The sequence below is a fragment of the Streptomyces sp. NPDC006384 genome, from assembly GCF_042870695.1.
GTDB lineage: Bacteria > Actinomycetota > Actinomycetes > Streptomycetales > Streptomycetaceae > Streptomyces.
Genome location: NZ_JBIAHR010000023.1, coordinates 1 through 24,318 on the forward strand (window position 1 = coordinate 1; position 24,318 = coordinate 24,318).

The 24,318-nt window shown below is 72.2% G+C and carries 18 protein-coding genes and 1 pseudogene; all 19 read right to left on the bottom strand.

Annotated elements, in window-relative coordinates:
* Positions 1-100: 100 nt before the first annotated feature.
* Positions 101-721, bottom strand: a pseudogene (locus tag ACFYOJ_RS27290) (PIG-L deacetylase family protein); the annotation flags it as partial.
* Between the two features lie 43 nt (positions 722-764).
* Entirely contained in the window at positions 765-1,922 is a 1,158-nt protein-coding gene (locus ACFYOJ_RS27295; protein WP_356555966.1) for a bifunctional class I SAM-dependent methyltransferase/NUDIX hydrolase, read from the bottom strand.
* 30 nt (positions 1,923-1,952) lie between these two features.
* Entirely contained in the window at positions 1,953-2,552 is a 600-nt protein-coding gene (locus tag ACFYOJ_RS27300; RefSeq protein WP_356555964.1) for a class I SAM-dependent methyltransferase, read from the bottom strand.
* Positions 2,552-3,829 (bottom strand): MFS transporter, encoded by a 1,278-nt coding sequence (locus ACFYOJ_RS27305; RefSeq protein ID WP_356555962.1) that lies wholly within the window; start codon positions 3,827-3,829, stop codon positions 2,552-2,554. Before ACFYOJ_RS27305 ends, ACFYOJ_RS27300 begins: the two co-directional genes overlap by 1 nt.
* Positions 3,830-3,935: 106 nt before the next feature.
* A complete protein-coding gene (locus ACFYOJ_RS27310; protein ID WP_356555960.1) occupies positions 3,936-4,820 on the bottom strand; it encodes a phosphotransferase in 885 nt (294 codons plus the stop codon).
* 637 nt (positions 4,821-5,457) lie between these two features.
* Positions 5,458-5,880, bottom strand: coding sequence for a hypothetical protein (locus ACFYOJ_RS27315; RefSeq protein WP_356555959.1), 423 nt, complete (start codon positions 5,878-5,880; stop codon positions 5,458-5,460).
* 283 nt (positions 5,881-6,163) lie between these two features.
* Positions 6,164-8,773 carry a Helicase associated domain protein gene (locus ACFYOJ_RS27320; protein ID WP_356555957.1) on the bottom strand — a complete coding sequence of 870 codons (2,610 nt, stop codon included), beginning with the start codon at positions 8,771-8,773 and terminating at the stop codon, positions 6,164-6,166.
* Positions 8,770-9,654, bottom strand: coding sequence for an aminoglycoside phosphotransferase family protein (locus tag ACFYOJ_RS27325; protein ID WP_356555956.1), 885 nt, complete (start codon positions 9,652-9,654; stop codon positions 8,770-8,772). The genes ACFYOJ_RS27320 and ACFYOJ_RS27325 overlap by 4 nt, the downstream gene beginning before the upstream one ends.
* Complete coding sequence (locus ACFYOJ_RS27330) at positions 9,651-10,205, bottom strand: AAA family ATPase (RefSeq protein ID WP_356555954.1); 555 nt, start codon at positions 10,203-10,205, stop codon at positions 9,651-9,653. Before ACFYOJ_RS27330 ends, ACFYOJ_RS27325 begins: the two co-directional genes overlap by 4 nt.
* A 57-nt stretch (positions 10,206-10,262) precedes the next feature.
* Positions 10,263-12,164 carry a hypothetical protein gene (locus ACFYOJ_RS27335; RefSeq protein ID WP_356555952.1) on the bottom strand — a complete coding sequence of 634 codons (1,902 nt, stop codon included), beginning with the start codon at positions 12,162-12,164 and terminating at the stop codon, positions 10,263-10,265.
* Positions 12,164-14,332, bottom strand: a complete 2,169-nt coding sequence (locus tag ACFYOJ_RS27340) for an HAD-IA family hydrolase (RefSeq protein WP_356555951.1) — start codon at positions 14,330-14,332, stop codon at positions 12,164-12,166. The genes ACFYOJ_RS27335 and ACFYOJ_RS27340 overlap by 1 nt, the downstream gene beginning before the upstream one ends.
* Positions 14,329-16,065: a non-ribosomal peptide synthetase gene (locus ACFYOJ_RS27345; protein ID WP_356555949.1), complete on the bottom strand. Its 1,737-nt coding sequence runs from the start codon at positions 16,063-16,065 to the stop codon at positions 14,329-14,331. Before ACFYOJ_RS27345 ends, ACFYOJ_RS27340 begins: the two co-directional genes overlap by 4 nt.
* Positions 16,066-17,397: an aminotransferase class I/II-fold pyridoxal phosphate-dependent enzyme gene (locus tag ACFYOJ_RS27350; RefSeq protein ID WP_356555947.1), complete on the bottom strand. Its 1,332-nt coding sequence runs from the start codon at positions 17,395-17,397 to the stop codon at positions 16,066-16,068.
* Complete coding sequence (locus ACFYOJ_RS27355) at positions 17,394-18,716, bottom strand: hypothetical protein (RefSeq protein ID WP_356555946.1); 1,323 nt, start codon at positions 18,714-18,716, stop codon at positions 17,394-17,396. The genes ACFYOJ_RS27350 and ACFYOJ_RS27355 overlap by 4 nt, the downstream gene beginning before the upstream one ends.
* 26 nt (positions 18,717-18,742) lie before the next feature.
* Positions 18,743-19,597 (bottom strand): TauD/TfdA family dioxygenase, encoded by an 855-nt coding sequence (locus ACFYOJ_RS27360; protein ID WP_356555944.1) that lies wholly within the window; start codon positions 19,595-19,597, stop codon positions 18,743-18,745.
* 25 nt (positions 19,598-19,622) lie between these two features.
* A complete protein-coding gene (locus ACFYOJ_RS27365) occupies positions 19,623-20,870 on the bottom strand; it encodes a hypothetical protein (RefSeq protein ID WP_356555942.1) in 1,248 nt (415 codons plus the stop codon).
* Positions 20,867-21,616 (bottom strand): hypothetical protein, encoded by a 750-nt coding sequence (locus tag ACFYOJ_RS27370; RefSeq protein WP_356555940.1) that lies wholly within the window; start codon positions 21,614-21,616, stop codon positions 20,867-20,869. Before ACFYOJ_RS27370 ends, ACFYOJ_RS27365 begins: the two co-directional genes overlap by 4 nt.
* Positions 21,613-23,703 carry an aminotransferase class III-fold pyridoxal phosphate-dependent enzyme gene (locus ACFYOJ_RS27375; protein ID WP_356555939.1) on the bottom strand — a complete coding sequence of 697 codons (2,091 nt, stop codon included), beginning with the start codon at positions 23,701-23,703 and terminating at the stop codon, positions 21,613-21,615. The genes ACFYOJ_RS27370 and ACFYOJ_RS27375 overlap by 4 nt, the downstream gene beginning before the upstream one ends.
* On the bottom strand, positions 23,700-23,831 hold the full coding sequence (locus ACFYOJ_RS27380) for a hypothetical protein (protein WP_356555937.1): 132 nt from the start codon (positions 23,829-23,831) through the stop codon (positions 23,700-23,702). The genes ACFYOJ_RS27375 and ACFYOJ_RS27380 overlap by 4 nt, the downstream gene beginning before the upstream one ends.
* Positions 23,832-24,318 lie beyond the last annotated feature (487 nt).

Here is a 24,318-nt window from a genome sequence, read left to right on the forward strand (position 1 = left end):
CCCATCACCGTCTTCGTCGGTACCCAAAAAACACGCCACTTGTTCACGGAGCCACCCTGTCAGATCAGCTTCAACACGCTGATTCAACAGGGAACACGTCCCACTTCGTCTGCGCCCAGGGGCTTACATCGACGGTCGCGGTCACCTGTTCATCGGGGGTGCTACAGGCCGTCTTGCCGACGCGCTGGAGAAGTCTGCCGAGTTCGGCGATGCCCGATTCCGGGTGCGTGGCCACGTACAGGGCGCTGGGCTGCCAGGGCGCGCCGGCGTGCGGGTATAGGTGGCAGAGCCCGGCGGCGTGTACGGCGAGCAGGGTCACTCGGTGGGTGTGGATGTGGTCGGGGTGGCCCGTCAGTTGACCGTACGCGTCGTGCGTGATGACGATGTCCGGCCGTAGCTCGCGGATGTGTCCGACGAGGACCCCGACCACGTCATCGAGGGGGACATCGCACAGGCGGGGCTTGCCGGGAGCGGACTGGGGGATCCGGGCGTCGGCGTAGCCGAGCATCCGGGGCTGCCCGGCCCCCAAGATCGTGAGCGCGTCCGCGAGCTCGGCGGCCCGGTGGGTGTCGGGGGCCCAGGTGGCCGTAACCACGGTGGTCGCGGCGCCTGCGGCAGCGTGCTGCGCGAGAACACCGCCGACCAGGAGAGACTCGTCGTCAGGGTGAGCGAAGACACCCAGAAGGGAGGGGCGGCGGGCATCTATAGGGGGCGGGGGCATGATGGTGCCTTCCTGTCGAACGCGGTCGGGCGTGGGCGCCGGGCTAGGCACGGCCGGGAGAGTAGGCCTGGAAGTCGGCAGGCGGGTGGTCGAGCGGCAGAGTCGGGTTCCAGGCGGTCAGGCACTGGGCGCTCGGTACGAAGAGCGGGCCGGGTAGCGCGTCCAGGGGCCAGAACCGCCAGGATCCGATGGTCTCCTCGCGCTGCTGAAGGACGCCGGACCACTGCGTGACGACGACGGGCACTGTCACCCGGACGACGTCGCCCACTCGGTCCAGGAGTGTGCCCAGCACCCGTACGTCGTCGGGATCCGCCGCGAGGCCAGCTTCCTCGCGGAGTTCGCGGACGGCGGCCTGAGCGAGGGTCTCGCCCGGTTCGACGGTTCCGCCGGCGAGCTCCCAGGTACGGCGCCGGTGCCGCCCGAGCAGGACGCCGTCCGGGCCGTGCACGATCACGCCCACTCCCACCACTGCGTGCGGTGGTGGCGGTGCGCTGGTACGGGGGCGGCTCGGCACGCGCTGCGGGCGGCGGGCGGCGTACAGCCGGTAGGAGACGTGGTTGTCCGGTCTATCGGAGTCGATCGCGGTGACCGCCTCCGTGGTGAGGCCGTGCTGGACCAAGAGGTCCTCCCACAGCTGCGGGCTGAGGACCCACATGTCGACGGGGTGGTCGTCGGTGGTGCCGGGCAGCCGCAGGATCTCGGGTTGCGGGGCGACCTCGTTCGACGGCCCGGTGCCGGCCGAGTTGGTGTGCAGCGCGGAAAAAAGCAGCAGGCCGCCTGGTTTGAGGCCGTTGGCCAGGACGGGCAGCAGCCGGTCGGGGTCCAGGTAGGGGACGGAGCAGACGGAGTAGATGACGTCGTACGGGTCGGCGTCCCGTAGGTGGGCCACGGCGTCGGCGCACACCAGGCGCAGGCCCGGGGTGTCGGGGTAGCGCGTGGCGGCGCGCTGGTGCTGGGCGGGGGATGCGTCGACGGCGGTGACGTCGGCGCCCCGGGCGGCGAGGTGGGCGGCGTGCCGGCCCAGGCCGCTGCCGAGGTCGAGGATGCGCAGCCCGGTCACGTTGCCGAAGACCTCGGTGCCGGGACCGGTGCCGGGGATGCCCCAGTCCCACCGGTCCAGCTCGGGCAGTTCGAGTCCTCGCGCGAGTTGGTGGTTTCCGTAGGTGTTCCAGGTCGCGACGGTGTCATGCTCGGTGGTCACCGGATCCTCCATCAGGTTGCAGGGCGGGGGTCAGGGGTGCAGGGCGTAGCAGCGCAGGACGTCGAGGTCGGCGGTGTGGACTGCGGACCAGCCCGTGGTGAGGAGTTCGACCTGGGCCGGGGTGATGCCGAGGTTCTGCAAGGGGTCGGTGACGGGGCGGCGGCCGGCGATCTCGGTGACGACCCAGAAGGTTCCGCCCGGGGCGAGGAGGCGGCGGACTCGGTTGAGGAAGGCTGCCTTGTCGTCGATCCACCGGTAGACGAGTCGGCAGGTGATGGCCGCGTACGCCGGCTCTAGCAGGGTGCTGAGGTCGTCGGCGGTGATGTCCATGCATTGCCAGACAGGAACGATGCCGGGCGCGGGGTCCTGGGCGGCGGCGAGCGCGATGGCGCTGGGGGAGCAGTCGATGCCGGTCGTGCGGTAGCCGAGCTGGGCGAGGCGTCGGGCAAGAGCGCCGTCGCCGCAGCCGATGTCGAGGGCCGGGCGGGCGCGGCCAGGGCCGAGGTGGTCCTCCAGCAGCTGGTGCTCGGTGTCGTCGAGCTGACGGTAGCGGCGGCCTTCGGACCAGAGCGGCTCCCAGTAGGCCGCGGCTGCCGTGGACGTGGTGGACGTGGTGGACGTGGTGGTCATCAGGCTCCTTCGCGGACGGGCGGCACGGCCGCGCGGGCGGGGGTCTCCCGCAGCGCGCGGAGGGGGGAGGCGAGCAACAGGACGACGGGTACGACCTGGGGGAGCGCTCCGACGGCGAGGGTGGCCCGGACGTCGAGGAGGAGGACCAGGCCGCCGGCGGTGGCGGCGGCGAGCGGGCGGGCCCCGGCGGTGAGCGTGGTGCTTGCTGACTGCATCCGGCCTTGGAAGGCGGGGTCGCACACGGCCTGGCGCAGGGAACGCTGACTGGTCCCCGATGCCGTCGCCCAGAACAGCTGCACCGCCAGCGTGGCGGCCAAGACGATCTGCCACCGCAGGCCGGGCCCGGCGCACAGCAGGGGCACCTGGGCGAGGGGGCTGACCGCGAACCCCACGATGATCGTGGGACCGATGCCGATCCGGGCGGCGATCCAGGGCGCGAGCAGCGCACCGGCCAATCCCCCGGTACCGCCGACGCCCATGATCACGCCGAACGCGGACGGGGACGCTGCGAGCCGGTCCAGCAGGTAGTACGCCCAGTAGGTGTTCATCACCGCCAGGCCGAAGGAGAGCGTCGACAGGGCGGCGATCACCGTGCGGATCGTGGGCTGCCGGGCCACGTAGCGCACGCCGTCGGCGATGTCCCGGGACAGACTCGTATGGGCGCGCGGCGCGGCGGCGGCCTCGGGGACGCGCATGCGCCAGATGAACACCGCGGAGACGACGAACGACAGGACGTCGGCAAGGACGGAGCGGGCGGGACCGACGGCGCCGACCAGGACGGCACCGGCGTTCGTGCCGGCACTGTCGGCCACCGAGGAGGCCGCGCCGAGCTTCGCGTTCGCGCCGTGGAGCTGGCCCGGTTCGACGAGGGCCGGCAGAAGGCTGATCGCCGCGGCGTCGCGCAGCACCTTGGCCGCCCCGAGCACGACCGCGACCGCGCACAGCTGCCCAACGGTGAGCGCGTCGGTGAGGGCGGCGGCCGGGATGGTCACCAGCGCGCCGACCGCCGCCAGGTCCGAGGCGATCATCTGGGGCCGCTTCGGATGCCGGTCGGACAGGGCCCCGGCCCACAGCGCGACCGCGCTCGGAAGCTGCCCGAAGAACGCGAGCACGGCGACCTCGGTGGTGGACGCGCGCAGCTCCAGTACGGCCAGCGCGGGCAGGCTGATGGTGCTTACCGCCGATCCGGACAGGGGCACGGCGTCGCTGCCGAGCAGGGACCGGAAAGCGGGACTTGACCACGCGGTGGCCTTCGCGGCCCGGGCGGCGACCGTCACGGCGACTCACCGCCGCCGGTCAGCTCCGGGGCGACGACGTTGGCGTAGCGAACTCCGGCGGCGAAGTGGCGCAGGACCTCGTGGGTAATGCTGCGGTGGACGTCGCTCACGGCCGGTCCTCCCTCATGAGCCGGTCCAGGGTCCGCCGGCCTCGGGCGGTGACCTCGGGATGGTCGTTGTCCGGGCCCCAGGCCAGGCAGTTGACCGCGTCCAGCGCGGTCAGGCAGCGCAGCGCCTGCCGTTCGGCGCTGGTGAGCTCTCGCCCGTACGACTGGAGGAATGCCTGCTGGCGGTCGGGGTGGTCGAGCCACTCGGTAACGGCCAGGATGACCAGGTCCTGCACGCGGGCGGCCGGGCGGGTGCGCTCGAAGTCGACGAGCGCGAGACCCGCCTCGGACCACAGCCAGTTCCTTGGCTGGTTGTCGCCGTGGATGTAGCCGAGCGGCACCGGTCCGACGCGACGGAGCTGGGCCGCGTAATCGCGCACCAGCTGCTGCTCGTTCCCGGTGAGCCGGTCCCCGGCCCGGCCCAGGTACTTCTCCACACCGTCGGCCGCGGCCACCAACGACGCTTCGGCCTCCGTCCGGTCGTGGTCGTCGAGTGCACCGGCTTCGTGGAGCCGGGCGCACAGCATGCCGGCCTGCGCGTGCACGGCCCGCCACGCGGCGGCGGTCAGGCCCATGCCCGGCGCCGGGGCACCGAGCGCCACCGTGAGCAACAAGGCCAGGTCGTCTGCGCGGCTGTCGAGGAGACGAGGCGCCCGGCTGTGCCCGAGCGCGGAAACGACGCTCCGGTAGGCCCTTGTCTCGCGGGTGAAGAACTTCACCGAGGGCGAGACCTTCACGTACCAGCGGGCCCCGCCCTCGCCGGTCAGCTCCCACACCCGGGAGCGGTGCCAGTCGTGCGAGGCGTCGCGTACGGCCACGACCGGCCGGGTTCGCTGCTCGGCCCAGCGTTGCACGGTGGTGGGCAGGCGTTTGGTCTGCCTCACGCCGTGCACCTCGTGCTCGGGTGTGAAGCGTACGAGGAGCGGGAGGCGAAGGCGTCGGCAGCGGCGAGGAATGGGGACACGGGTGCTCCTTGACGGCTCGCGGGAGGGGATGGAGGCGGTGCGGTGTCCTGCTGCTCATTCGTTGCGGCCGAGGTCAACGTGGTTCCCCTAGACGGTCGTCCGGCGTGGTCGTGAGGCTCAACGACCACGCCGGGATATCGAACTGGTGTATTTGAGTCGCTTCGGATTTCCCGAGATAGAGCGGGTCGAGGCGCATGGAGAATGCACGGACCCAGCCCTCGCATCAGGTCTGTGTAGTAGAGCGGTTGGCCGAATCGCCGACGGTGGCGTCCGCGGAGGGATGCTGCTGTTGTGCGGCATCCGGCATCCGGCATCCGGCATCCGGCATCCGGCAGCAGTGCGGCCGTGGTGCGTCGAGGTGACGCCCCACGGCCGACGGCGTACTACTGCTGGTACGGGATGAGCTGCCGGAGCCGGGTATCGTCTGTCGGCGAGATGGGCCGGCCGCTGAGGGTAGAGGCCACGGCAGCGCACGGGCTTCCGCGGACGGGGGTGACCGCTCGCCTATGCGCAATACTGCGTGGCGGCCGCCAGGGTCGAACCAGTCGGCAAGGTCTCATCCGATTGTGGCAGTCCATCCCTTCCGCGAGAAGGTGACCGCCCCGTCGGCGGTGATGGTCACCGCAGCGCCTCGGACGGGGAGGTCCCCATCAACGACGAGCCAGGTGCGAATGCGGTCCAGCTCGTCCCACAGGCGGGTTGGCCCGCCCTGGTGCACGGTCGGCAGTTCGTGACGAGTTGTTGCCGTCGCCCGGGCCCAGGAGCCGTCCTTGTGCAGCATGTACACGGTGCGGCTGCCGTCGTCGGCGGTGTGCTGGCGGTGCTCGATGCCGGGCAGCATCAGTTCGAGAGTGGATCGCAGGTCCCAGGTGTCCGGCACGTACGTCAGCGGGTAGCGTCCCGTGCTGGTCTCGCCTTCGGCGTGCCTGGCGTGCTGCCACCCGGGCGCGTCGTCCGTCGGTTCGAGCGTGACGGTCATGAACGTGGTCCCTTCGCGATGGTCCAGCTAGTCCTTAGCGTTGTCCGATCTCAACGCGGCTCCCTTGGCGGTTGCTGCGGCTGAGCTGGGAGACGTACAACCCGGCTTGCTGTTCGAGCACTCTGTATCTCAGCCGTGATCGCAATCCCGGAATAGGGCGCACGGCGGGGCACGGGAGCACCCGCTGGTGAGGCGGTCACGGCGACGCGACCCGCGTGAGGTGAGCGTGCCGACGGCTTTGCGCTGTCGGCGACGCGCGGCTGTGGCACCCGGCATGCAGCTCTCATGATTGCTCGCGATCAGTCTGGGCCCAAAGTGGGTCGATATCTGAAAGTTGCTGCTGTGCGCCCTCGGAGAGCTTGGCCGCTCTGAGCTTCTTACGCTGTTGATACAACCACGAACGCAGCGGTCCAGCGGGGATATTGAAATGTCCGTGCACGGCATGGAATTGAGCAAGTTCCTTGCAGCGCAAGTTCCAGCGATCCTGGGCCGGATCCCATGAGAATCCAATAGAATCCAGCAGCTCCCTATACTCTGCGCGCAGAGTGTTCGACTTGTAGCTGCTCCGCTGACTCCTTTTCCAGGACTGAACATTGACGCCCTCTGGAGTCACGAGGTCTTTTGGAACACCGCAATGTCCGTGTTGGGCATGGAATTCTTTCAGTATGTGATAAGTGTTTCTCCAAGCGGCGTCACGCCGGTCGGAGAAGTCGATTCCGACCTCTTTCATCAGTTCAATCTGCCAGGGGGCGAGCCTGCCATTTCGGTGGGCTACGCGCTGATTCTCCAGCCAGACGGCTTCGCGATCACCCGACGGGAGGCGCAGCAGGCTTTTGCGGCGGTCGTAAACGGCTTTCAGCTCGCGGTAGCGGCGCATCCACCGGTCCTGAGAGCGATCCCATGGGAAGCCAATGGCCTCCAGTAGCTGTTCGCGCTGCTCGGAGAGCTTGCCTTGGCGGCGGCGGGCGCGCTGGGCCTCGCACCAGTTCGCGACGATCACGCCATGCGGTGACTTGACGCTCGCATCAATGACGAAGTGCCCCTGTTCGGTCGCTATTCGCTTCACCACTTCGTAGGTCGTTGTCCACGATGCGTCGAACTGGTCCCAGACCATGCCAATCTGCTCCAGCCGCTGCCGGCGTTCCTCCAGCAGTTCGCCGGCGTTGTGGGCGACGCGCTGCTTGGTCCACCAGGCGCCCAGCCTCAGACCCGACGAGGTGACATGGTCGGTGGGGATGCTGACGTGTCCGAGCGCGTCGCGGAACGCCACGGCGGCGCCGTAGTGTTCCTCCCAGGACTGTGTGGAGGTCCGAACGGTCTGCACGGTGATGGCGCTTGCGAAGTGGGGCGGGACGGGGATACCGGTGATCCGCAGCCAGTCGGGTAGCCCGAGAGGGTCCTTGCCGTCGAGCGGAGCACTGCCTTGGTGGCCTTGGCCCCGCGGAGGGTGCGGCCGGGCGCCGAGGTCCTGTCGCATCTGGGCCAGCCGCTGGCTGAGCCCGTCGTCGTGCGCGCACAGGGCCCGCACCACCTGCCACACAGGGGCGAACCGGGAGGTGTTCAGAGCCTCCTCGGGGTCCTCGCCGGGTTTGAGCAGGACCGGCACGATCACCGACGCGGTCTTGGAACCGACCTGATTACCCCGCCGCAGGGCGCGGCCGACAGCTTGAATGCAATCGATCGCGGAACCACGGTTGTCGACGAAGGCGACGGAGTCGACGGCCGGTACGTCGATGCCCTCGCCGAGGACCCGCGCGTTGGTGATCACGACGAGGGAGTCGTCCTCACTTCTCAGCCGGGCGAGCGTCCGCTGTCGTTCGGCGAGGGACTCGGAGCCGTGGACATGCCCGACCCAGAGGTCGGCGGGGCGTTCGGAGGGGGCGAGGTGGGTCCCAGCGTGCGGGAGAGTGTTCGCGAACCAGCGCGCGGTCAGGACCCGGTTGTGAAACGTGATCATTCTGCGCAGGCCGTACTCGTGAGCGGCGCGCAGGATGGCGATCTGGGTGGCCAGCACGGCTGGGGACACCGCAGAGCGTCCGCTCTGGTAGAAGTCGCCGTCGGCGGTGTCGGCTGCGGCCCGGACGTGCTCGTCTGTGACGACGGGCACGATGATGCGGTAGTTGGCCAGAAGCCCCAGCTCGATCGCGCGGGAGAAGCCCAGCCGGTAGGCGACATCGCCGTAGACCTTGGGATCGTCCATGCTGATGGCGTCGTCCCGCCCGCCCGTGATGATCCTGGGGGTGGCGGTCATGTACTGGCGGCGCGCGGCGGGAATGAAGGCGTTGCTGTGGACGATCGCGGATGTTTTGTCTGCCTTTCCGGCGCTGCGATGGGCTTCGTCCAGGACGATCAGGTCCCACATCGGCAGTCCGTGCTGGTCGTGGGCCGCCGCGACTACAGGGAGGCTCGCATAGGTGACGGCAGCCGTGACACGGCCCGGACCTTCCGTAAGTCGGGCAAGGTCGCTGGCGCGGGTGGTTACCGCGGCTCGCTCCGCACGCAGATGTGGCTGCTCCCGCAGAACGTCCTTGTCGGAACATACGGCTACGACACGGCCCATTCCGGCGTCACCGAGGACTGTGCGCCATTCCCTCAGTGTCTGCGTGATCAATTCCAGGAAGGGGACCACCACCAGCACCCTGCTCACGTTCGACCGTGAGGCTAGGACCTGATTGGTGGCAGCAGCAATGCGGGTCTTTCCCGTTCCGCACGCTAGGACTGCTGTGACGCGTTCGGCCTTGTCGAAAGCATCCGTCAGCGCGTTGACGGCTTCCTGCTGATGAGGCCATAAAGCTGTCCTGGCATTGTCAGGTCGGAGGTCGGTGGAGAGCGGAGTGGGAGCCGGGGGTGGCGGTGATAGCTGCTTTCGCGCGGCGCGCGGTGGGAATGTCATAAAAGTCTCCGTCCGTGCGGGATGGTGGTGCCCGGCGCCGGGGCGGGCCAGGCGCGTACGGCGGCGGTCAGGATGGAGCGGGCCTCGGTGGCGAAGGCGTGCTGTCCGCGGGCGGTGGCCGTGACGGCGATGGCGGCGGCGTCGGTGACGGCGCAGATGCGCATCAGCTCGCTCTCGGCCCGCTCCGGTTCACGGCCGTACCCCCGGTAGAACGCGCTGCGCAGGTCCGGGCGGTGGTACAGGGTGCGCTGGGTGATCCGCAGGAAGTCGCGGCCCACGGCCTCGTAGCGGCTGGTCTCGAAGTCGATGACGCCCGCCTCTGCCTCGGTGCTCCACAGGATGTTGCGGCTGGTGAAGTCGAGATGGGAGGGCTGCGCCCGCTGAGGCGGGAGGGCTTCCAGCAGGTGGAGTGCCTCGTCGAGGACCGCCAGGTCGGTACTGGTCAGGGGGCGGGTGCCGGCGGCCAGTTGGGCGCGAATGTACGCGGCGCGGTCGGCGCCGAAGGCGGGCAGGACGGTTCGGGGCGCGGTGTCGTGGAAGCGGGCGAGCAGGGCGCCGGCTTGCTCGTAGGCGCGGCGCTCCTGCTGGCTGGTAAGGGTGAGGGACTGCAAAGGATGGCCGGTGACCGCGGTCATCAGCAGGAGCTGCGCGTTCTCGTCGACGTCGAGCAGTTGAGGCGCGCTCGCGCCGAGCGCCGGGGCCCAGCGGGTCAGGGCCGTGAGCTCCCGCCGGAAACTGGCGGTGCTGGTGTTGGACTTGAGGATCATCTGCTGTCCGTCGGTGGCCCGCAGGCGGAGCACCGTGGTGGACGTGCCGGGCCAGCTGTGGTCGGTGATGACCTCGGCCGCCCCGGCCATCCTCGCTATCGCGAGGCTGCTCACAGCAGGTGCAGGAAGGTGAGGGCCTGTGCGGCGACCTGGTCCGGGGTGAGCGCGGTGGTGTCGATCACGTCGGCCCGCTCTCCCAGCCACGCCGCGTACGCCTGCTCGTAGTCCGCGAGCTTGCGGCGCCGGAAGGCGCGGACCTTCTCGCTGCGTTCCTCGTCGCCGGGGAACTCGATGCTGCCGTCGATGCGCTTGTGGATGGTGTCGGAGTCGGCGTGCAGGAGGAGGTGGTGGACCTGGACGCCGGCTTTGGCCAGGGCGTCGAAGATCTCCTCGGCGTAGTCGCGGCGCAGCAGCGTCATCGGCGCGATGACCGGCCCGCCCTGGGTCTGGTGGTCGAGCTCGATGCAGAGGCCGGCGACCAGGGTGCGCCAGGCCGGGTAGTCCTGGAAGTCCTTCTGCCGGCTGGGGTGGTCGCGGATGCTGTTGCGCAGGATGAAGCCGATCTCTTCGGGGTCGGTGATCAGGCTGGTGGGGAGTTGCTGGTGGAGCAGGCGGGCGGTGGTGGTCTTGCCGCCGCCGAAGGGACCGTTGATCCAGATGATCATGCGTGTGTCTCTTTCGTGTTCTCGGTGCTGATCCCGGCCGGACACCGAACGGGCCGGTTACTGCTGGTGGCCGGTGGTGCGGGGGTGGGGCAGGAGGGGGATGCGCCGCTGGTGGTAGGCGACGTGGAAGCGATCCGCGTGCACGAGCCAGAGGCGGTCCAGTTCCAGGGGCGTGTCCGTGGAGGGAGGGGTGAGGGTGATCGTGTGTCGGCCCGCGGCGGCGGTCAGGTCAGCGTGATCGTACGAGCCGCGCCGGGTGGAGCGGGGCCGCAGATGGACGGCGAACAGGCCACGGGCCTGTTCGGGGAAGGTGACGTGGATTTCGGCGGGTTGACCCGGGCGGAGGGCGGGCGGAACGGTGATGTCGAGGGGGTCCAGGGTCGCCGGGAGGCTGAGGGCGGGCCCGCACTTGGGGCAGCGCAGGGTACGCCGGTCGGTGAGGCCGAGCGGGCTGGTCAGGTGCTCGAACTGCCGGGGCGCGCGGCAGTATCCGCATGCGGAGGCGGGCGTCCAGTGCGTGGTGCGGTGGTGGGCGCGGGCGGCGGTGAGCTGACGGGAGAACGCGCCGCCGCGGGTACGGCTGAGGATCTGAAGGACGGTGCGCCCCCACTGAAGGCTCTGCTCCTCGATGCGCTCCTCCCACCTCGTGTCCGGGGTGCGGGCGGCGGCCAGGAGCGTGTTGAGGGCGGTCTGCCGGTAGGAGGTCATCTCCTTCACGCAGGCGGACAGGTCCGCGTCGGGGCGCCGGTCGAGGGAGGCGTACAGCCCCTGTTCGAGGGCTTCGGCGTCGGCCAGCCGTACTCGCCAGCCGCTCAGCGCCTCGGCGTCAGCGGGCGGCCGGCCGGCCGCGAGGGCCGCCGAGGCGGGCGCGGCGACCGCGGTGTCGGGTTCGTGGAGTCGCTGTTCGGGGTCGCCGAGCAGGAGTGCGGAGGGGCCGCGGATGCCCCGGCGGTGGCCGTCGGCGTCCAGCAGCGCGGCGATCTGGCCGAGCCGGGCGCCGCAGTGCAGGCTCGCGGCGGTCAGGCGTGGTTCGTGCCCGCTGGTGTCCAGGTCGCCGCGCACCAGTCCGAGGACCGCGCCGGGGTGGCCCTCGACGGCGTCCAGGGCCAGGCTCACGTCGGAGGGGTACTGCTCACTCTCGCCCAGGGTGATCGCGTTGCACACGAACAGGCCCAGGACGCGGGCGCGCAGGGTGTGCGGGGCGAGGGGGCGGGTGCGGCCGGCCGGGTCGGTCTTGCAGGCGCTCGGCGTGCACCCGCCGGCCAAGACCTGCCCGTCGGGGCCGTGTTCGGCCGGTCCGCTCAGCCCGCACAGGGTCACGGTGCCCAGGGAGGCGTGCGCGGCGGAGCCGTGGGCGTCGACCAGGAGGCTGGCGAAGTCGCCGGCCAGGACGTCGGTCAGGGTGCTGCGCTGGTCGGGCTGCCCGGGGGTGAGTACGTGGGTCAGTCCGGTGGTGCCGTCCAGGAGCGCGGTGCGCGCGGGGGCGGACCGGTCGGGGTGGGAGGCGAGGAGTTTGGCCGCGGCGAAGGTGCAGGCGGCGTCGTCGCGGCCGGTGAGAACCCCGGCGAGGGTGTTGTTCCGGGCCGCGGCCTCCAGGAGCGGCATCAGGACGCTCAGGGTGAGCGCGCGGGAGCGGGCGACGACGAGGACGCTGCCGCCGTCGGGCCCCAGAGCGCCGGGGGCGTGGAGCCGGGCGGGGTCGAGGACGTGGTGGGGGCGGCCGAGCGCGCGGGCGACGAGCTCGCCGAGGTCCTCGTGGCCCACGAGGCTCACCACCCGGGCCTGCGGCGGCCCGCCCCGGCCAAGGTCGGGCTCCGGGTAGGTGTGCAGGATGTCCGCCCACCGTTCGGCGCGCCCGGGATCCTCGGGCCGAAGGACGGGCACGGTCGCCTCGTCCAGCAGCCGGGCGGCGTCGGCGAGGGTGGAGGCCCAGCGGTATCCGTCGGGAAGCCGGGGCATCAGCACTCCTCCTCGGCGGGCGTGATCAGGGCGCGCAGCACGTAGGGCACGGACACGCTCGCGGGCAGGCGGGCGGCTTCCTGCCGGGCGGCCGCCATACCGTCCTGGTGAGCGGGGTCGGTGAGCTGGCGCTGGTAGGGCCAGGCCCGGTCCGCGAGCGCACCAAGAGCCTGCTCGGCGGTGCGGTGCTGGGTGAACTCCGCCAGCGTCCGGTCCTGGGTGGGCCGCCCGCGGGCGGCGAGGTGGGCGGTGATGCGCTGGTCGGTGCCCTTGCCGAAGAACAACGGCCGGGGACCGTCGGTGAACGCCGCCTGCCGGTAGGCGGCGTCGATGCCGGCGAGCGGGTGGGGGCCGGCCGGGTGCAGCAGCAGCCGGACGAGGCGGCCGCCCGGACGCAGGACGCGCAGCGCCTCGTCGGCGGCGAGCAGCGGATCGGCGGCGAACTGCAGCACCTCGTGCTCGACGACGACGTCCGCGCCGAGGGCGGGAAGGGGCAGCAGCAGCGCGTCGGCCTCGACGACCTCGACACCCGGCAGGTCGGCGTCCCGCAGGTGGGCGGCCATGGCGGTCGACGGTTCGACGGCCCGGTAGGACGCGGGCCCGTGCCCGGCGAGCTGCCGGGTGATCCGCCCGGTCCCCGCGCCCAGCTCCACCACATCGCACCCGGGCAGTTCCTTCGCGGCCCAGGAGCGCAGGGCGTCGGCCATGGGCTGCGCCAGGGGGCGGTGGCGCTCGTAGACCGCGGCCAGGGCCGGGGTGTAGAGGGGGTCTTCGGGGGCGCGGGCGGTCAGGTCCGGGGGCCCGTCGAGCAGCGGGGCGAGCGCGGCGGCGGTGTGCGGCCACGGCCAGGAGCTGGTGGTGTCCAGGACGAGCTGGGTCATCTGGCGCAGGTGGCGCAGGAGACTGAGCAGCGGCCGGAGCCCGGCGGCGAGACCGGCTGCGGTGGTGGGGTCCGCGCGCAGCGAGGCCGTCAGTGCCTCGCGGATGGCCGGGGGGAGGTAGCGGGATGCCGTGGTGCCGGGCCAGGGTGCCTGCTGGTGCCGCACGAGCAGGGTGGCCAGCGCGGTGAGGTGCTGGCGGACGGCGTCCAGGTGGGTCGCGGCCGCCAGCGGGTCGCCGCCGGCGTCGGCGGCGGCGAGCTGGTGCAGGGCCCAGCCGGTGTGGTGGAGCAGGTCGTCGGCGCGTCCGGCGGCGGCCGTACGGGCGGCGGGGGTCCAGGGCGGCAGGTGTTCGGCGTCCACGTCACCGGCCCCATTCGCCCAGGCGTCCACGTGTCCGGCGGCGGCCCGGGGGTCCGCGCCGTGCGGCAGCAGCCGCCAGGTGGTCAGAACTCCGGCGGCGCTGACGGTGGCCAGGGCGTCGGGGCCGAGCGGCACCACGGTCACGGTCGGGTCGTGTACGGCCAGGCGGGCGGCGAGCACCGCCGGGGGCAGTCCGGTGGTGAGGTAGCGGGTCGCCACCGTGGTCGCCTTGTCGGCTTCCGCGTGGCCGGCGGGCGGTGCCGTCCCGGCGGGCAGGCCCGCGGCGCGGGCCGGAGGCGCGCCGGCCGCCGGGGGGAGGGTGACGCCGAGGCCGGCGAGGAACCGCTCGAACTCCTCGGCGCCGGTGTAGTGGTGGGCGTGCAGTCCCATGTGGAGGGCGGCGGTGACGTTGGTCCGGCTGTCGTCGGTGAACGCGACCTGCCCGGCCGGCAGGTCCATCAGCGCCAGCGCCGCCTCGTAGGCGCCGGGGGCGGGCTTGGTCACCCGGATCTCGGCGGAGTTGGCGACGTGATCGAACACGTCGGCAAGCCCGTGCAGCTCCAGATCGGCTGTGACGGCGGTGGTGTTGTTGGTGAGGGCACAGGTGACCAGCCCGGCCGCGCGGGCCCGCCGCAGCAGATCGGCCATCGCCGGGTCGGCGTCCCCGCGGTCGGCCGCCCACAGCTTGGCGGCGCGCGTCCCGGCCTCGCCGAACTCCTCGCTCAGACGGGTGGTGACCTGCTCGACCCACTGCTCGTGGCTCCACACACCGTGGTGCGCCAGGTCGAAGCCGCCGTCGTAGGCGACCTTGCGGACGGCTTGCTCGGGCAGGCCGCAGTCCAGGGCGGCCTTGATCGCGCTGCGGCGCGGCCACAGCCGCAGGACGCCGTCGACGTCGACGAGCAGTCCGCGTACCGAAGAGGTCATGGTGTACTCCCGGGCGTCAGGGCGGTGGTGAGGAACCGGGGGGTGGGGTCGGCGTAGAACGCGTCGAGCGGGATCTGGGTGCCGTACTTCTCGTTGATCTGTTGCAGCAGGAGCAGAGCGCCCAGGGAGTCACCGCCACAGGCGAAGAAGTCCCGCGCGCTGTCGGCCGGAGCCCCGGTCTGCTCCTGCCACCAGCCCGCGACGGCCTCGGGCAGCCCCGGCTCCGCCGCCTGCGTGCCCTCGTGCGGCCTCGCGGGCTCGGATGTGGTGGCGAGGGCCCGGCGGTCGATCTTGCCCGAGGCGGTCCGGGGCAGAGCCGGACGCGCGGTGATGAGCGCGGGGACGGCCGCTGGCGGCAGCCGGTCCGCCAACTGTCTGCGCAGCCGGTCCGGCAGGCCCGTGTCGTCGGTCTCCACGTGCAGGACCAGCCGGGGTCTGCCGCTCGCCCCCCGGTCGGTCAGCAGCGCGGCCGCGCGCACGCCGGGCATCTGCGTGGCGGCCTGTTCGACCTCGGCCGGCTCCAGGCGGACACCGCCGACGTTGAGCTGGTCGTCGGCACGGCCGAGGAAGACGAAGCGTCCGTCCTGCGGCCGCTGCCGCACCACGTCCCCGGTCCGGTACACCCGCTCGGGCCGCCGGACGCCATCGGGGCCGGGCAGCCGCAGCAGGAGGAACGCCTTCGCGGTCTCGCCGGGCCTGTCCAGGTAGCCGGCGGCGAGGCCTTCACCGCCGAGGTAGAGCTCCCCCGCCGCACCGGCCGCTACCGGCTGGTGGTAGTCGTCGAGGACCCAGGCCCGTACGCCGGGCAGCGGGAAGCCGATCGGGACCGGGTCTTCGCCCGGGTGCACGCGCCAGTGGACGATCGCGTCGACGCACGCCTCGGTCGGGCCGTAGGCGTTGGCGACGTCGTACCGGCTGATCCACAGCTCCAGCGGCCCGGGGTGCAGTGCCTCGCCGCCCAGCACGATGCGCCGCAGGTGGGGCAGTTCGGTGAACGGGGCGGCGGCCAGGCAGGTCGGAGTGCCGGTGAACGCGGTGATCTCGTGGTGGGCGAGGAAACGGGGCAGGGCCGGACCGGGGACGCGGTCGCGCGGCGCGGCGATCTGCAGCCGGGCCCCGGCCGTCAGCGCGCCCAGGACCTCCCAGAGCACCGCGTCGAAGGTGAGGGCGGTCAGCTGCGCCACCCGGTCGCGGGAGGTGAGGCCCGCCCACTTCGGCAGGGCCGCCGCTCGGGCGGCGACGGCGCGGTGGGGCACCAGAACGGGCTTGGGGGCGCCGGTGCTTCCGCTGGTGTGCCAGATGCAGGCGATCGCCTCCTCGTCCGCGCAGACTCCTGGCCACGCTGTCGCCAGCGGTACCGGGGTGGTGGCCGGGGCGAGGGCGGTGAGGCCCTCGGCCCATCCGGGCGCCGTACCGGTGAGGGTGAGGATGGTGGTGGCCCGGCAGGCGGCGGCGATCTGCCGCAGCCGCTCGGGCGGGTGCGTCACGTCGACGGGGACGGCCGGGACGCCGACGTGCCACGCACCGAGGAGAGCGGTCACCCACGCGGTGCCCGGGGCGAGCGCGAGCAGAACCGGGCCATCGCCGGCCCCTTGCTCGCGCAGCCGGGCCGCAGTGTGCGCGGCGGCGGCGAACAGCCCGGAGTAGGTGAGTTCGTGTTCGTCGTCGGCGACGGCGATCTTGTCCGGGTGCCGTTCGGCGGTCCTGGTGAGCAGGTCGGTCAGGGCTGTCATCTACGCCGCCTCCTTCCGGGGCGTGGGCAGTACGACGCCGCGGTGCGCCGCGCGCAGCAGGTTCAGGGTGCGCAGCAGGTCTTCGTGCGGGACGGACACGTTCACGCGGATGAGCGGCGGCCCGGGGTAGAGGTGGTGCCAGGAGTCCTTGGTGCCGCCGAAGAGGAGATGGGCGTTGAGCTTGAGGTCGAACTGGCGGCCGACGGCGTTGACCCAGGCGACGGTTTCCTCGGGGCGGTCGAGGTCGGCAACCAGGCGCGGCAGCAGCGAGTACCCGGAGACCGGGCGCAGGTGGTCGCCGGTCTCCAGCAGGTCTCCGGCGTGCTCGGTCAGCAGCTCGAACCCGTGGGCGAAGTGCTGGCTCATCGCGTCCAGGTGCTCGACGATGGCCCGGCAGTCCGCCTCGGCGGGGACGCATATGACCTGTTGGTGCGCGTACTGGCGGGCGACCCAGCGGTAGCGGCGGGTGAAGGCGGCCGGGTCGCGGTCGTGGGTGGCCTCGGCGAGCAGCAGGACGGTCAGGTAGAGCAGGACGACCTGCCCGGTCAGGGGGCTGGTGGAGGCGGTGCGGTCGAACTGGTCGTCGCGGACCGCGTTCAGGAGAGAAGTGCTCCCGCTGATGAGCAGGCCGGGACGGATCCCGGGGACGCACAGGTCCTTTGACGGCGTCATCAGCACGGCACTGTCCGACACCCCGCCGGACAAGGTCGCGCGGACCCGGTCGGTGACCTGATGCGGGCTCGGGCCGGTGCCGCCGGCGAGGAAGACGACGTCGACGACCCGGAAGTCCGCATGGAGCGGGGGCGGGGTGTAGAGGGTGCCGGTGACGCCGTTGGGGAAGATCTCCACCAGCGCGGTGTGCGAGGCGCTCTCGCCGGTGGCGTGGACGGCGCCGTCGTGTCGGTAGCGGCCCAGGACGGTGCCGCCCCAGCGGCGCGGCGTCTGCTCGAAGGCGTAGTAGCAGGGCGCGGGCAGCACCAGTCCGGCGTCGCACGCGGCCAGCCACCGGGTAACCAGTCCGATGCCTTCGGTGGCGCCGCTGGTGAAGACGACCTGCTCGCCCTCCAGCTCGACACCGAGGTAGGCGCCGGCCAGGGTGGCGGCCAGGGCCCGGTCGCGCTCGTCGGCGGACGTGCCGTACTCGTGCAGACGGCCCATCCGGGCGCACTCCGCCAGGGCCCGGTGCAGGAACCGGTGGGTGGCCGGGGCGGTGGGGTACAGGTTGTAGCCGTAGCCGATCTGTGCGCTGGCGCGGGAGACGCCCTCGCGTAGTTCGCGGTAGACGGCCACGCACGGCGCGTCCTCGGTGAGGGGAGCGATCAGCGTACTCATCGCGTCACCTGCGAAAGGATCGCCTGCACGTCGGCCGCCGCGCTCGCCGTCGCCATCTCGTCGAGCCGGGGCGTGAAGGGGTAAGGGTCCTCGGGATGCAGCGCGGCGGTGTGTTCGGCCAGCTCAGCGGGCGGGGCGCTTCCGTCGGCGGCGGCGATCAGGATCTGAGCCAGGCGCGGCATGTCCTCGGCGCGCAGCCCCAGCCACGTCACCTCCGCGAGTCCCAGGCGTAGGGCCGGTCCGTCCACGGGTAGGTCGGTCAGCCAGTTCACGTGCAGTCCGGCCTCGTACAGGCGCCCGGCGGCGTCCCGGGCGCTGGGCTGGGGGGTGCGGGTGACCCACAGCTGGTGGGTGCGGGTGTAGCCGAACTCGGCTCCGGCCAGGGCCCATCCGCCGTGGGCGAGCTCCTTGCCCAGCGTCTGGGCGTTGGTGACCACGGCGCGGGCGTAGGAGTCGGCGTGGTCGGCGAAGGCCGCGAGGGAGAGGCCGAGCGCGGCGACGGCGGCGAAGTGGTGGTTGGACACCATGCGGGGCTGAATCTGCGTGATCCGCTGCGCGGTGGCGAGTTCGCGGGTGGCGATGATGCCCTTCTGCGGGCCGGGGAAGGACTTGTGGGTGGAGGCCGAGAGGCTGTCCGCGCCGCAGGTGAGCGGGTTGGGCAGCGCGCCGCCCATCACCAGGCCGAAGGTGTGGGAGACGTCGACGTGCAGACCGCTCTGCACGTCGGCCTGTTCGATGGCGGCGGCGAGCGGGGTGATGTCGAGGCCGGTGAGGGCGTGGCACTGGTCGACGTAGACCAGGCTCGGGCGGTGCGCGCGCAGGAAGCCGGCCAGCTCGCCGGTGTCCAGCTCGTGCATCCCGTTCCCGGGGAGGTGGACCGGGGTGTAGCCCATCTGCCGTGCCACGTCCGCAGTGGCGTAGTGCCCGCCCTGGGCCGGGGCGAGGCAGGCGATCGTGCTGCCGGTCGGCCCGCCGAGCGCGGCGATGACCATCTGCATCGCGTGCAGCCCGGACAGCGGCCGGACGTTCACGGCGGCGGCACCGGTCAAGCGGCGCAGCAGCGGGACCGTGAGGCCGGTCTCCAGCCAGGCGGCCTCCTTGCCGGACGGGAAGCGCCAGTCGCCATCCGCCGGGTCGGGGCGCTCGTCGAACATGTAGCGGGCGGCGAGGTCGTCGACGAAGGGCAGCCGCGCGACCGGGGGCATGACGTTCTCGGCGGGGATGAGACTCAGGGTGCGCCGGGCGCGTTCTTGGTGGGTGCGCAGCACGTCGAGGCCGCGGGCCAGAAGCTCGGCACCGCTGGGTACGGACGGGGTCATGGTCCAGGGTCCTAACGGGTGCGGGCTCATGCGAGCGGGCGGAGGGTGAACAGGGCGCGCAGCAGCAGGCGCGGGGTGTCCGGGTTGTCGCGGAAGGCGGTGCGGCCGTGTCCGAGACGGTCGTTGGCCAGGATCAGGGCCTGTCCGGGCTTGAGGGTGAAGTCGGTACGGAAGGCGCTGCCGGGCTGGGCGGCGGCGTCGAGAAACGCCAGGGCCCGCGCCAGGGCCTCCTCACCGCGGGGGGTGGCGTGGTAGGTGTCGGTGGCCGTCCGGCTGTAGCGGGTGATCCAGGATCCGTCGGCCTCGCGGGCGAAGGCAGGCCCGGCCGTGGAGTGGCCGGAGGCGAACGTGGACGTGCGCACCAGGGCGGAGTCGTGGGCGAGTTGATCGGCGGCCTCGGGGTCCACACGGCGCAGTTCGGCGTAGGCGTCGACGAGGTTGACCAGATAGGAGACGCCGCCGGCGGCGGCCGCCCTCACGCACAGCATGAGGGTGGTGGGGATCTGCCCGAGGCTCTGGAGCGTGGCGTCGCAGTGGATGTTCTGCCCGGCCCGGCCTTGGAAGGGGTGCTCCTCGCCGGAGGCGGCGGTCAGCCGGCTGACGCCGGACGGCGCGGTGTGGCTGCTCGTGGTGTATAGCGGCGGGGTGAACACCTTGCCCAGGTGCAGGGCGGCGGATACCGCGCCCAGGTGCTCGGCTGAGGGCACGGTGCCGGGCACGTGCACGATGGCGTACCCGCGGCGCTGGTAACTGACGGCGATGCGGCGGCGTACGGCCACGTCCGGCAGGCTCCAGGCGCTGGCCTCGATCGGGTCGGCAGGGACGGTGGTGAAGCCGGACATCTGGCGGGAGGCAGCGGGGGTGATCAGCGGGGTGGGCACGGTGAAGTCCCTTCGTGGGGGGAGGTCAGATGACGGCCGGGGCCTGCTCGCGCAGTCCCGGGTGGCAGGTGAGCAGGGTGCGGATGGCGTCCTGGTGCCGGCGGTCGCTACGGTCCGGCGCCCGGCGGCCGGAATCCAGCAGGTTCAGGAGCGGGGCAAGGTGGCGTTCCAGGACGAACCGGCCGTGGCGGGGGCTGCGCGCGGTGTCCAAGGCGGCGAGGTAGCGCTCCCGGTCTGGGCCGTCGGCGACCGCGTGGCGCAGGGCGGCGGCCAGGGCCTGGGGGTGGTTGGGGTCGACGACCGGGCCGATGCCGAGGGCAGCGACGAGATCGCCGGTGGCGCCGTAGCCGTCGACGGCGACGGGTAGTCGGTACAGGGCGGAATCCCGCAGCCGCAGCCGGTGGCAGGTCATGTTCTCCGCCGTGCGCTCGCCGGTGATCACCACGGCGCGGGCGGCCTTGACCCATCCGTCGCGTGCCCGGTGCGCCACCGGCTCCTCGGGCAGCAGCACCCGCTCCGTCACGCCGAGGTCGGCCGCCGCGGCGAGCAGCACTTCAAGCCGGCCGGGCGGCGGCGCGTACAGCAGCCGCAGCCGGAAGGCGCTCGTGGGGTCGGCCGCGAGAGCGTGCAGGACGGGGTCGGGGCGGCAGTAGTCCCACACCCCGCCGTTCCACAGCAGCTCGCACGCCGCGTCCTCGCGCGCTGCGGCAGTGTCGGCCGTGTGCAGCGAGTGCCGGTTGTAGCCGATGGGCACCAGGCTGACCAGATCGGCGAGGTCGGCGCCGGCACGGTGGTGCAGGGCCGACATCCGGCCCGCCGCGACCAGGGCCCCCAGGGTGGAGGCACGTTCGGCCTCCGAGCGCACCAGCAGGTGGTCGGAGAGCAGCAGTTGCAGCCGCCACCGTGCCACGGTGTCCCGGTACAGGGCCTCGACCTCGGCGCCGGGTCCGGTGAACGCGTCGAAGTGCAGGTGCTCGATCGGCGGCGCGTTCTCCGCGATCAGAAGCGTGCCGCGCTCGTAGGCGTCCAGCAGGAGCCGGGTGTCGGGCAGGTCGGTGCTGATCACCGCGTCGCTGGAGGCCACGGTCTCCTCCTCCCGCCCGGCGACGACGCTGACGCCGGGGTGGGTGAAGTCCGAGGCGCGCGGCGCGCAGACGGTGACCCGGTGGCCGGCGTCCGCGAGGACCTGGGCCATCTCCCACAGACGCAGGCCGATCCCGCCGAGCTGGTCGTCGACGGGGTAGGGCCCGGCGAGGATTCCGACGCGGCTCATACGCCCGCCCCCGCCCAGTGCGCTCGCACCGCGGGCCACGTGCCCAGGTCGGTGAACGGGCCGACCTCGACGGCCACCGCCCGCAGGACGGGTGCCATCTGCTGCGGGTGCTCGGACAGACCGAGCGTCGCCTGGTGCAGCGCCTCGACGAAGCCCTGCGCCGCACGGCGGGCGAAACCGTAGCCGAACCAGACCGCGTTGAACCGGTCCGCGTTCTCCAGGCCGGGCTTGTCGGCGTAGTCGGTGACGTGCAGCAGCCCGCTCTCATCCCGCTCCACGTGCAGCGCCCCGTCCGCCGCCAGGCGCTCGGAGTGGTTCTCCCAGGCGGCCAGGAAAACCGACTCCTGTCCGGCGTGGATCAGGTCCAGGGCCTCGCCGACGGCCCCCGGGGCCGGGGCATGTAGGACTTGGTCGGCGAGGAGGACGAGGGTCGCGGGCCCGTACCAGGGGGCGGTGCCCAGGACCGCGCCGGTCGATTCCGGCAAGTCCGGGTCCTGCCGGACCACGGCGAGCGGCAGCCCCAGCTCGTGGCAGCGGCGCTCCAGGTAGCGGAAGGTCGGCTCGCGCTCCGGTCCGAGGACCGCAACCAGTCGGAGCCGCTCGGTGTGCGGGGCCAGCAGATCCAGGGTGTCGTCCAGAGCCACACGGCCCGGCCCGATCGGCAGGAGCTCCTTCGGAGTGGGCAGTCCCAGCCGGCTCCCGCGCCCGGCCAGCGGAAGGACCACGGTGTCGCGGAGCCCATTCATCGCCCACCGCCCGTGGTGACGGCACCGATCGCGTCCGACAGGACGCGGGCGCCGTGCTCGGCCTCCTCCTTGCTGATGACCAGTGGAGGAGCCACCGTCAGGACCGGACCGAAGGCGCGGATCAGGACACCCTGCTCCTGCGCGGCCCGGGCGACGATGCCGGCCAGTCCCATGGAGGCCATCTCGACGCCGATCAGCAGACCCCGCCCGCGCACGTCGCGCACGGCCCGCTGCTCCTTCAGCGGGGCCAGCGCGTCCAGGAGTTCCGCGCCCCTGGCGGCGGCGGCCGCGACGAGCTTGTCGTTCTCGACGACGTCCAGGACGGCGAGAGCGACGGCGCAGGCCGTCGCGTGACCGCCGGTGGTGTGGCCATGCCGCAGCCCGCCGAGCAGCGGGTCGCGGGCGAAGGCGCTGTAGATGTCCGCGCGTACGGTCACGGCGGCCAGCGGCGCGTACCCGCCGGTCAGACCCTTGGCCGTGGTGATGATGTCCGGCGCCGGCCCGCCGGCGCCCAGGTCGTGCTCGAAACCGAACATCGCGCCCGTACGGCCAAGGCCGGTGGCCACCTCATCCGCGATCAGCAGGATCCCGTACCGGTCACACAGAGCCCGCAGCTCGGCCAGCCGGCCAGCCGGGGGGACGATGACGCCGCCGACGCTCAGGATCGGCTCGACGAGGACGGCGGCGACCGACTCCGCGCCGACGGCCAGGATCTGCGCCTCCCACTCCTCGGCGCTGGGGATGTGGCACTCGGCGTGCTCCGTCCCGGCCGCGCACGCCGCACAGCGCGGGGTGGCCAGGTGGGCGTAACCCTCGGGCAGGGGCCCGACACCCTCGCGCCGGAACGGCGAGGCGGTCGCGGCGATCGCCGCCGTGGTCGCTCCGTGGTAGCCGTCGGCGAACGACATGACCGCCGTGCGCTCGGGACGCCCCTCGATCCGGTGCCACAACCGCGCGATCTTCACCGCGGCCTCGGTCGCCTCCGACCCCGAGTTGCAGAACAGCGTGTACTCCAACGGCGCGGGCAGGAGCCCGGCGATCCGGTCGGCCAGGTCCCTCGCCGGCAGAGTGGACACCTCGGCCAGGTCCCAGGTCATCAGCTTCGACGCCTGCGTGCGCATCGCTTCCACCACCGCCGGGTGGCTGTAGCCGACCGTCGCGTTCAGGGTGCCCGAGCGCATGTCCAGGTAGCTGCGTCCCTGGTCGTCGCTCACGTGGCAGCCGCGTCCGGAGACGAGCGTCAGCCGCTCCCGCTGCTGGATCGGGGTCCAGGGGTGCCAGGCGCGGTCGGTCCCGGCCGGGGACGCGGGCGGCGGGTCAAGAACGGTCACTTCTCGCTCCTTCGGATAGCGGTGGTCGAGGACGAAAGTCCGGGGCATGGCCCCGGTGCGGGCGTGCTCGGCGAGGAGGAGGTCGGCGATCTCCTGGGCCATGTCGGCCGGACTGCGCAGACTGCTGTCGAGGACCACGAGCCGGTTGTGCCGCCGGCCCATCCCGTGGAGGTGGAAGGCGTGGAACCGCTCGGTGAACGCGGTGTCGCGGACGGTGCGTTCGTCGCGGACGTCGATGTGGTCCCGGCCCTGGCCGAGCCGGGCGGCCCTCGCCTCGTGCGAGGCGTGGAGGAAGACGGCGAGGTCGAAGCGGGCGAATGCGCGGGGCCACCGCAGCGCGAGCGCCGCCGCGAGGTAGGGCCCTCCGGCCATCCCGAAAGCCACCGTCCGGTCGCCGTAGCCGTCCTGGACGATCACGCAGCCTCGCGGGCGCGGGGGAAGGAGACGGACGAGCAGTCCGTCAAGCAGGAAGCCGCCGACCACGTACGCGGTGGTCGTCCACCAACTGTCCGGCTGCCGCGCGGAGGACAACTGCCGCAGCAGCGGCTGCAGAGGGTGGAGACCGGCGAGCATGCCTCGGTGCCGGACGGCCGGAACACCGCGCGCTTCCAGCTCGGCCACCAGGGCTCGCACCAGCGTGGACTTCCCGGCCATGTCGACCCCATCGATGAGGACCCGCAGTTCCAGGGCCCGCGCGGGCGGGCCCTGGTGTCGTCCGGCCGTGGCCGCCGGCGCCACCTGTTCCGGCTTCTTCACACCTCGGTCCTCTTCTGCGTGACCGTGGTGAACTCCCGCACGGTGACGTGACGGCGCGCGGCTTTGACCCGGCAGATCAGGTCCCGCGTAATCTCGGGGCGGGTGGGCGTACGGACCTTGCCGGTCATAGCACCGCCAGCAGCGTCGAGGTGGCGCACTGCGTCCGTCTGCGCCAAGGGGCGGGAAGGGCGGGCATGGGCTTCACTGGACATCCTTCGAGGTGACAGGGAATGTAAACGGTCTCGGTGATGCTCTGTACGGCTTGTCCGAACCCGGCATCAAACCGTCGATACGTGCTGCCAACCCGCCTTGGGATGACCGGGCACCGAGCAACTACGCGCTCCCTGCGGGGAGTTGTCGGTGATCGGGCCGGTATTCCCGGTGGGTTGACGGCTACGCTCGACGCGGATCCTGCTGACTGGATGACGGAGTGGTCACCCGTCCCTAGCACTGTGATGGAAACCGAGGTGCGGGACAGTCGATCCGAGGCGGCCGTTGCGCCGCTAGGTCATCCCGCGTTGCGGTATCCGCGCAACGGCCGCTTGCCGGAAGAAGCACGGTGCTGCGGGCATCCGCAGCACCGGCAGGGGGCCGGAACCCCAGGGAGGGCGAGTT

Excerpts from the sequence above, each read along its gene's own strand:
- ACFYOJ_RS27370 (WP_356555940.1), bottom strand. The coding sequence starts at position 21,616 with ATGAATGGGCTCCGCGACACCGTGGTCCTTCCGCTGGCCGGGCGCGGG.
- ACFYOJ_RS27340 (WP_356555951.1), bottom strand. The coding sequence starts at position 14,332 with ATGACCTCTTCGGTACGCGGACTGCTCGTCGACGTCGACGGCGTCCTG.
- ACFYOJ_RS27350 (WP_356555947.1), bottom strand. The coding sequence starts at position 17,397 with ATGAGTACGCTGATCGCTCCCCTCACCGAGGACGCGCCGTGCGTGGCC.
- ACFYOJ_RS27335 (WP_356555952.1), bottom strand. The coding sequence starts at position 12,164 with ATGCCCCGGCTTCCCGACGGATACCGCTGGGCCTCCACCCTCGCCGAC.
- ACFYOJ_RS27380 (WP_356555937.1), bottom strand. The coding sequence starts at position 23,831 with ATGACCGGCAAGGTCCGTACGCCCACCCGCCCCGAGATTACGCGGGAC.
- ACFYOJ_RS27300 (WP_356555964.1), bottom strand. The coding sequence starts at position 2,552 with ATGACCACCACGTCCACCACGTCCACCACGTCCACGGCAGCCGCGGCC.
- ACFYOJ_RS27330 (WP_356555954.1), bottom strand. The coding sequence starts at position 10,205 with ATGATCATCTGGATCAACGGTCCCTTCGGCGGCGGCAAGACCACCACC.
- ACFYOJ_RS27315 (WP_356555959.1), bottom strand. The coding sequence starts at position 5,880 with ATGACCGTCACGCTCGAACCGACGGACGACGCGCCCGGGTGGCAGCAC.
- ACFYOJ_RS27345 (WP_356555949.1), bottom strand. The coding sequence starts at position 16,065 with ATGACAGCCCTGACCGACCTGCTCACCAGGACCGCCGAACGGCACCCG.
- ACFYOJ_RS27365 (WP_356555942.1), bottom strand. The coding sequence starts at position 20,870 with ATGAGCCGCGTCGGAATCCTCGCCGGGCCCTACCCCGTCGACGACCAG.
- ACFYOJ_RS27320 (WP_356555957.1), bottom strand. The coding sequence starts at position 8,773 with ATGACATTCCCACCGCGCGCCGCGCGAAAGCAGCTATCACCGCCACCC.
- ACFYOJ_RS27355 (WP_356555946.1), bottom strand. The coding sequence starts at position 18,716 with ATGACCCCGTCCGTACCCAGCGGTGCCGAGCTTCTGGCCCGCGGCCTC.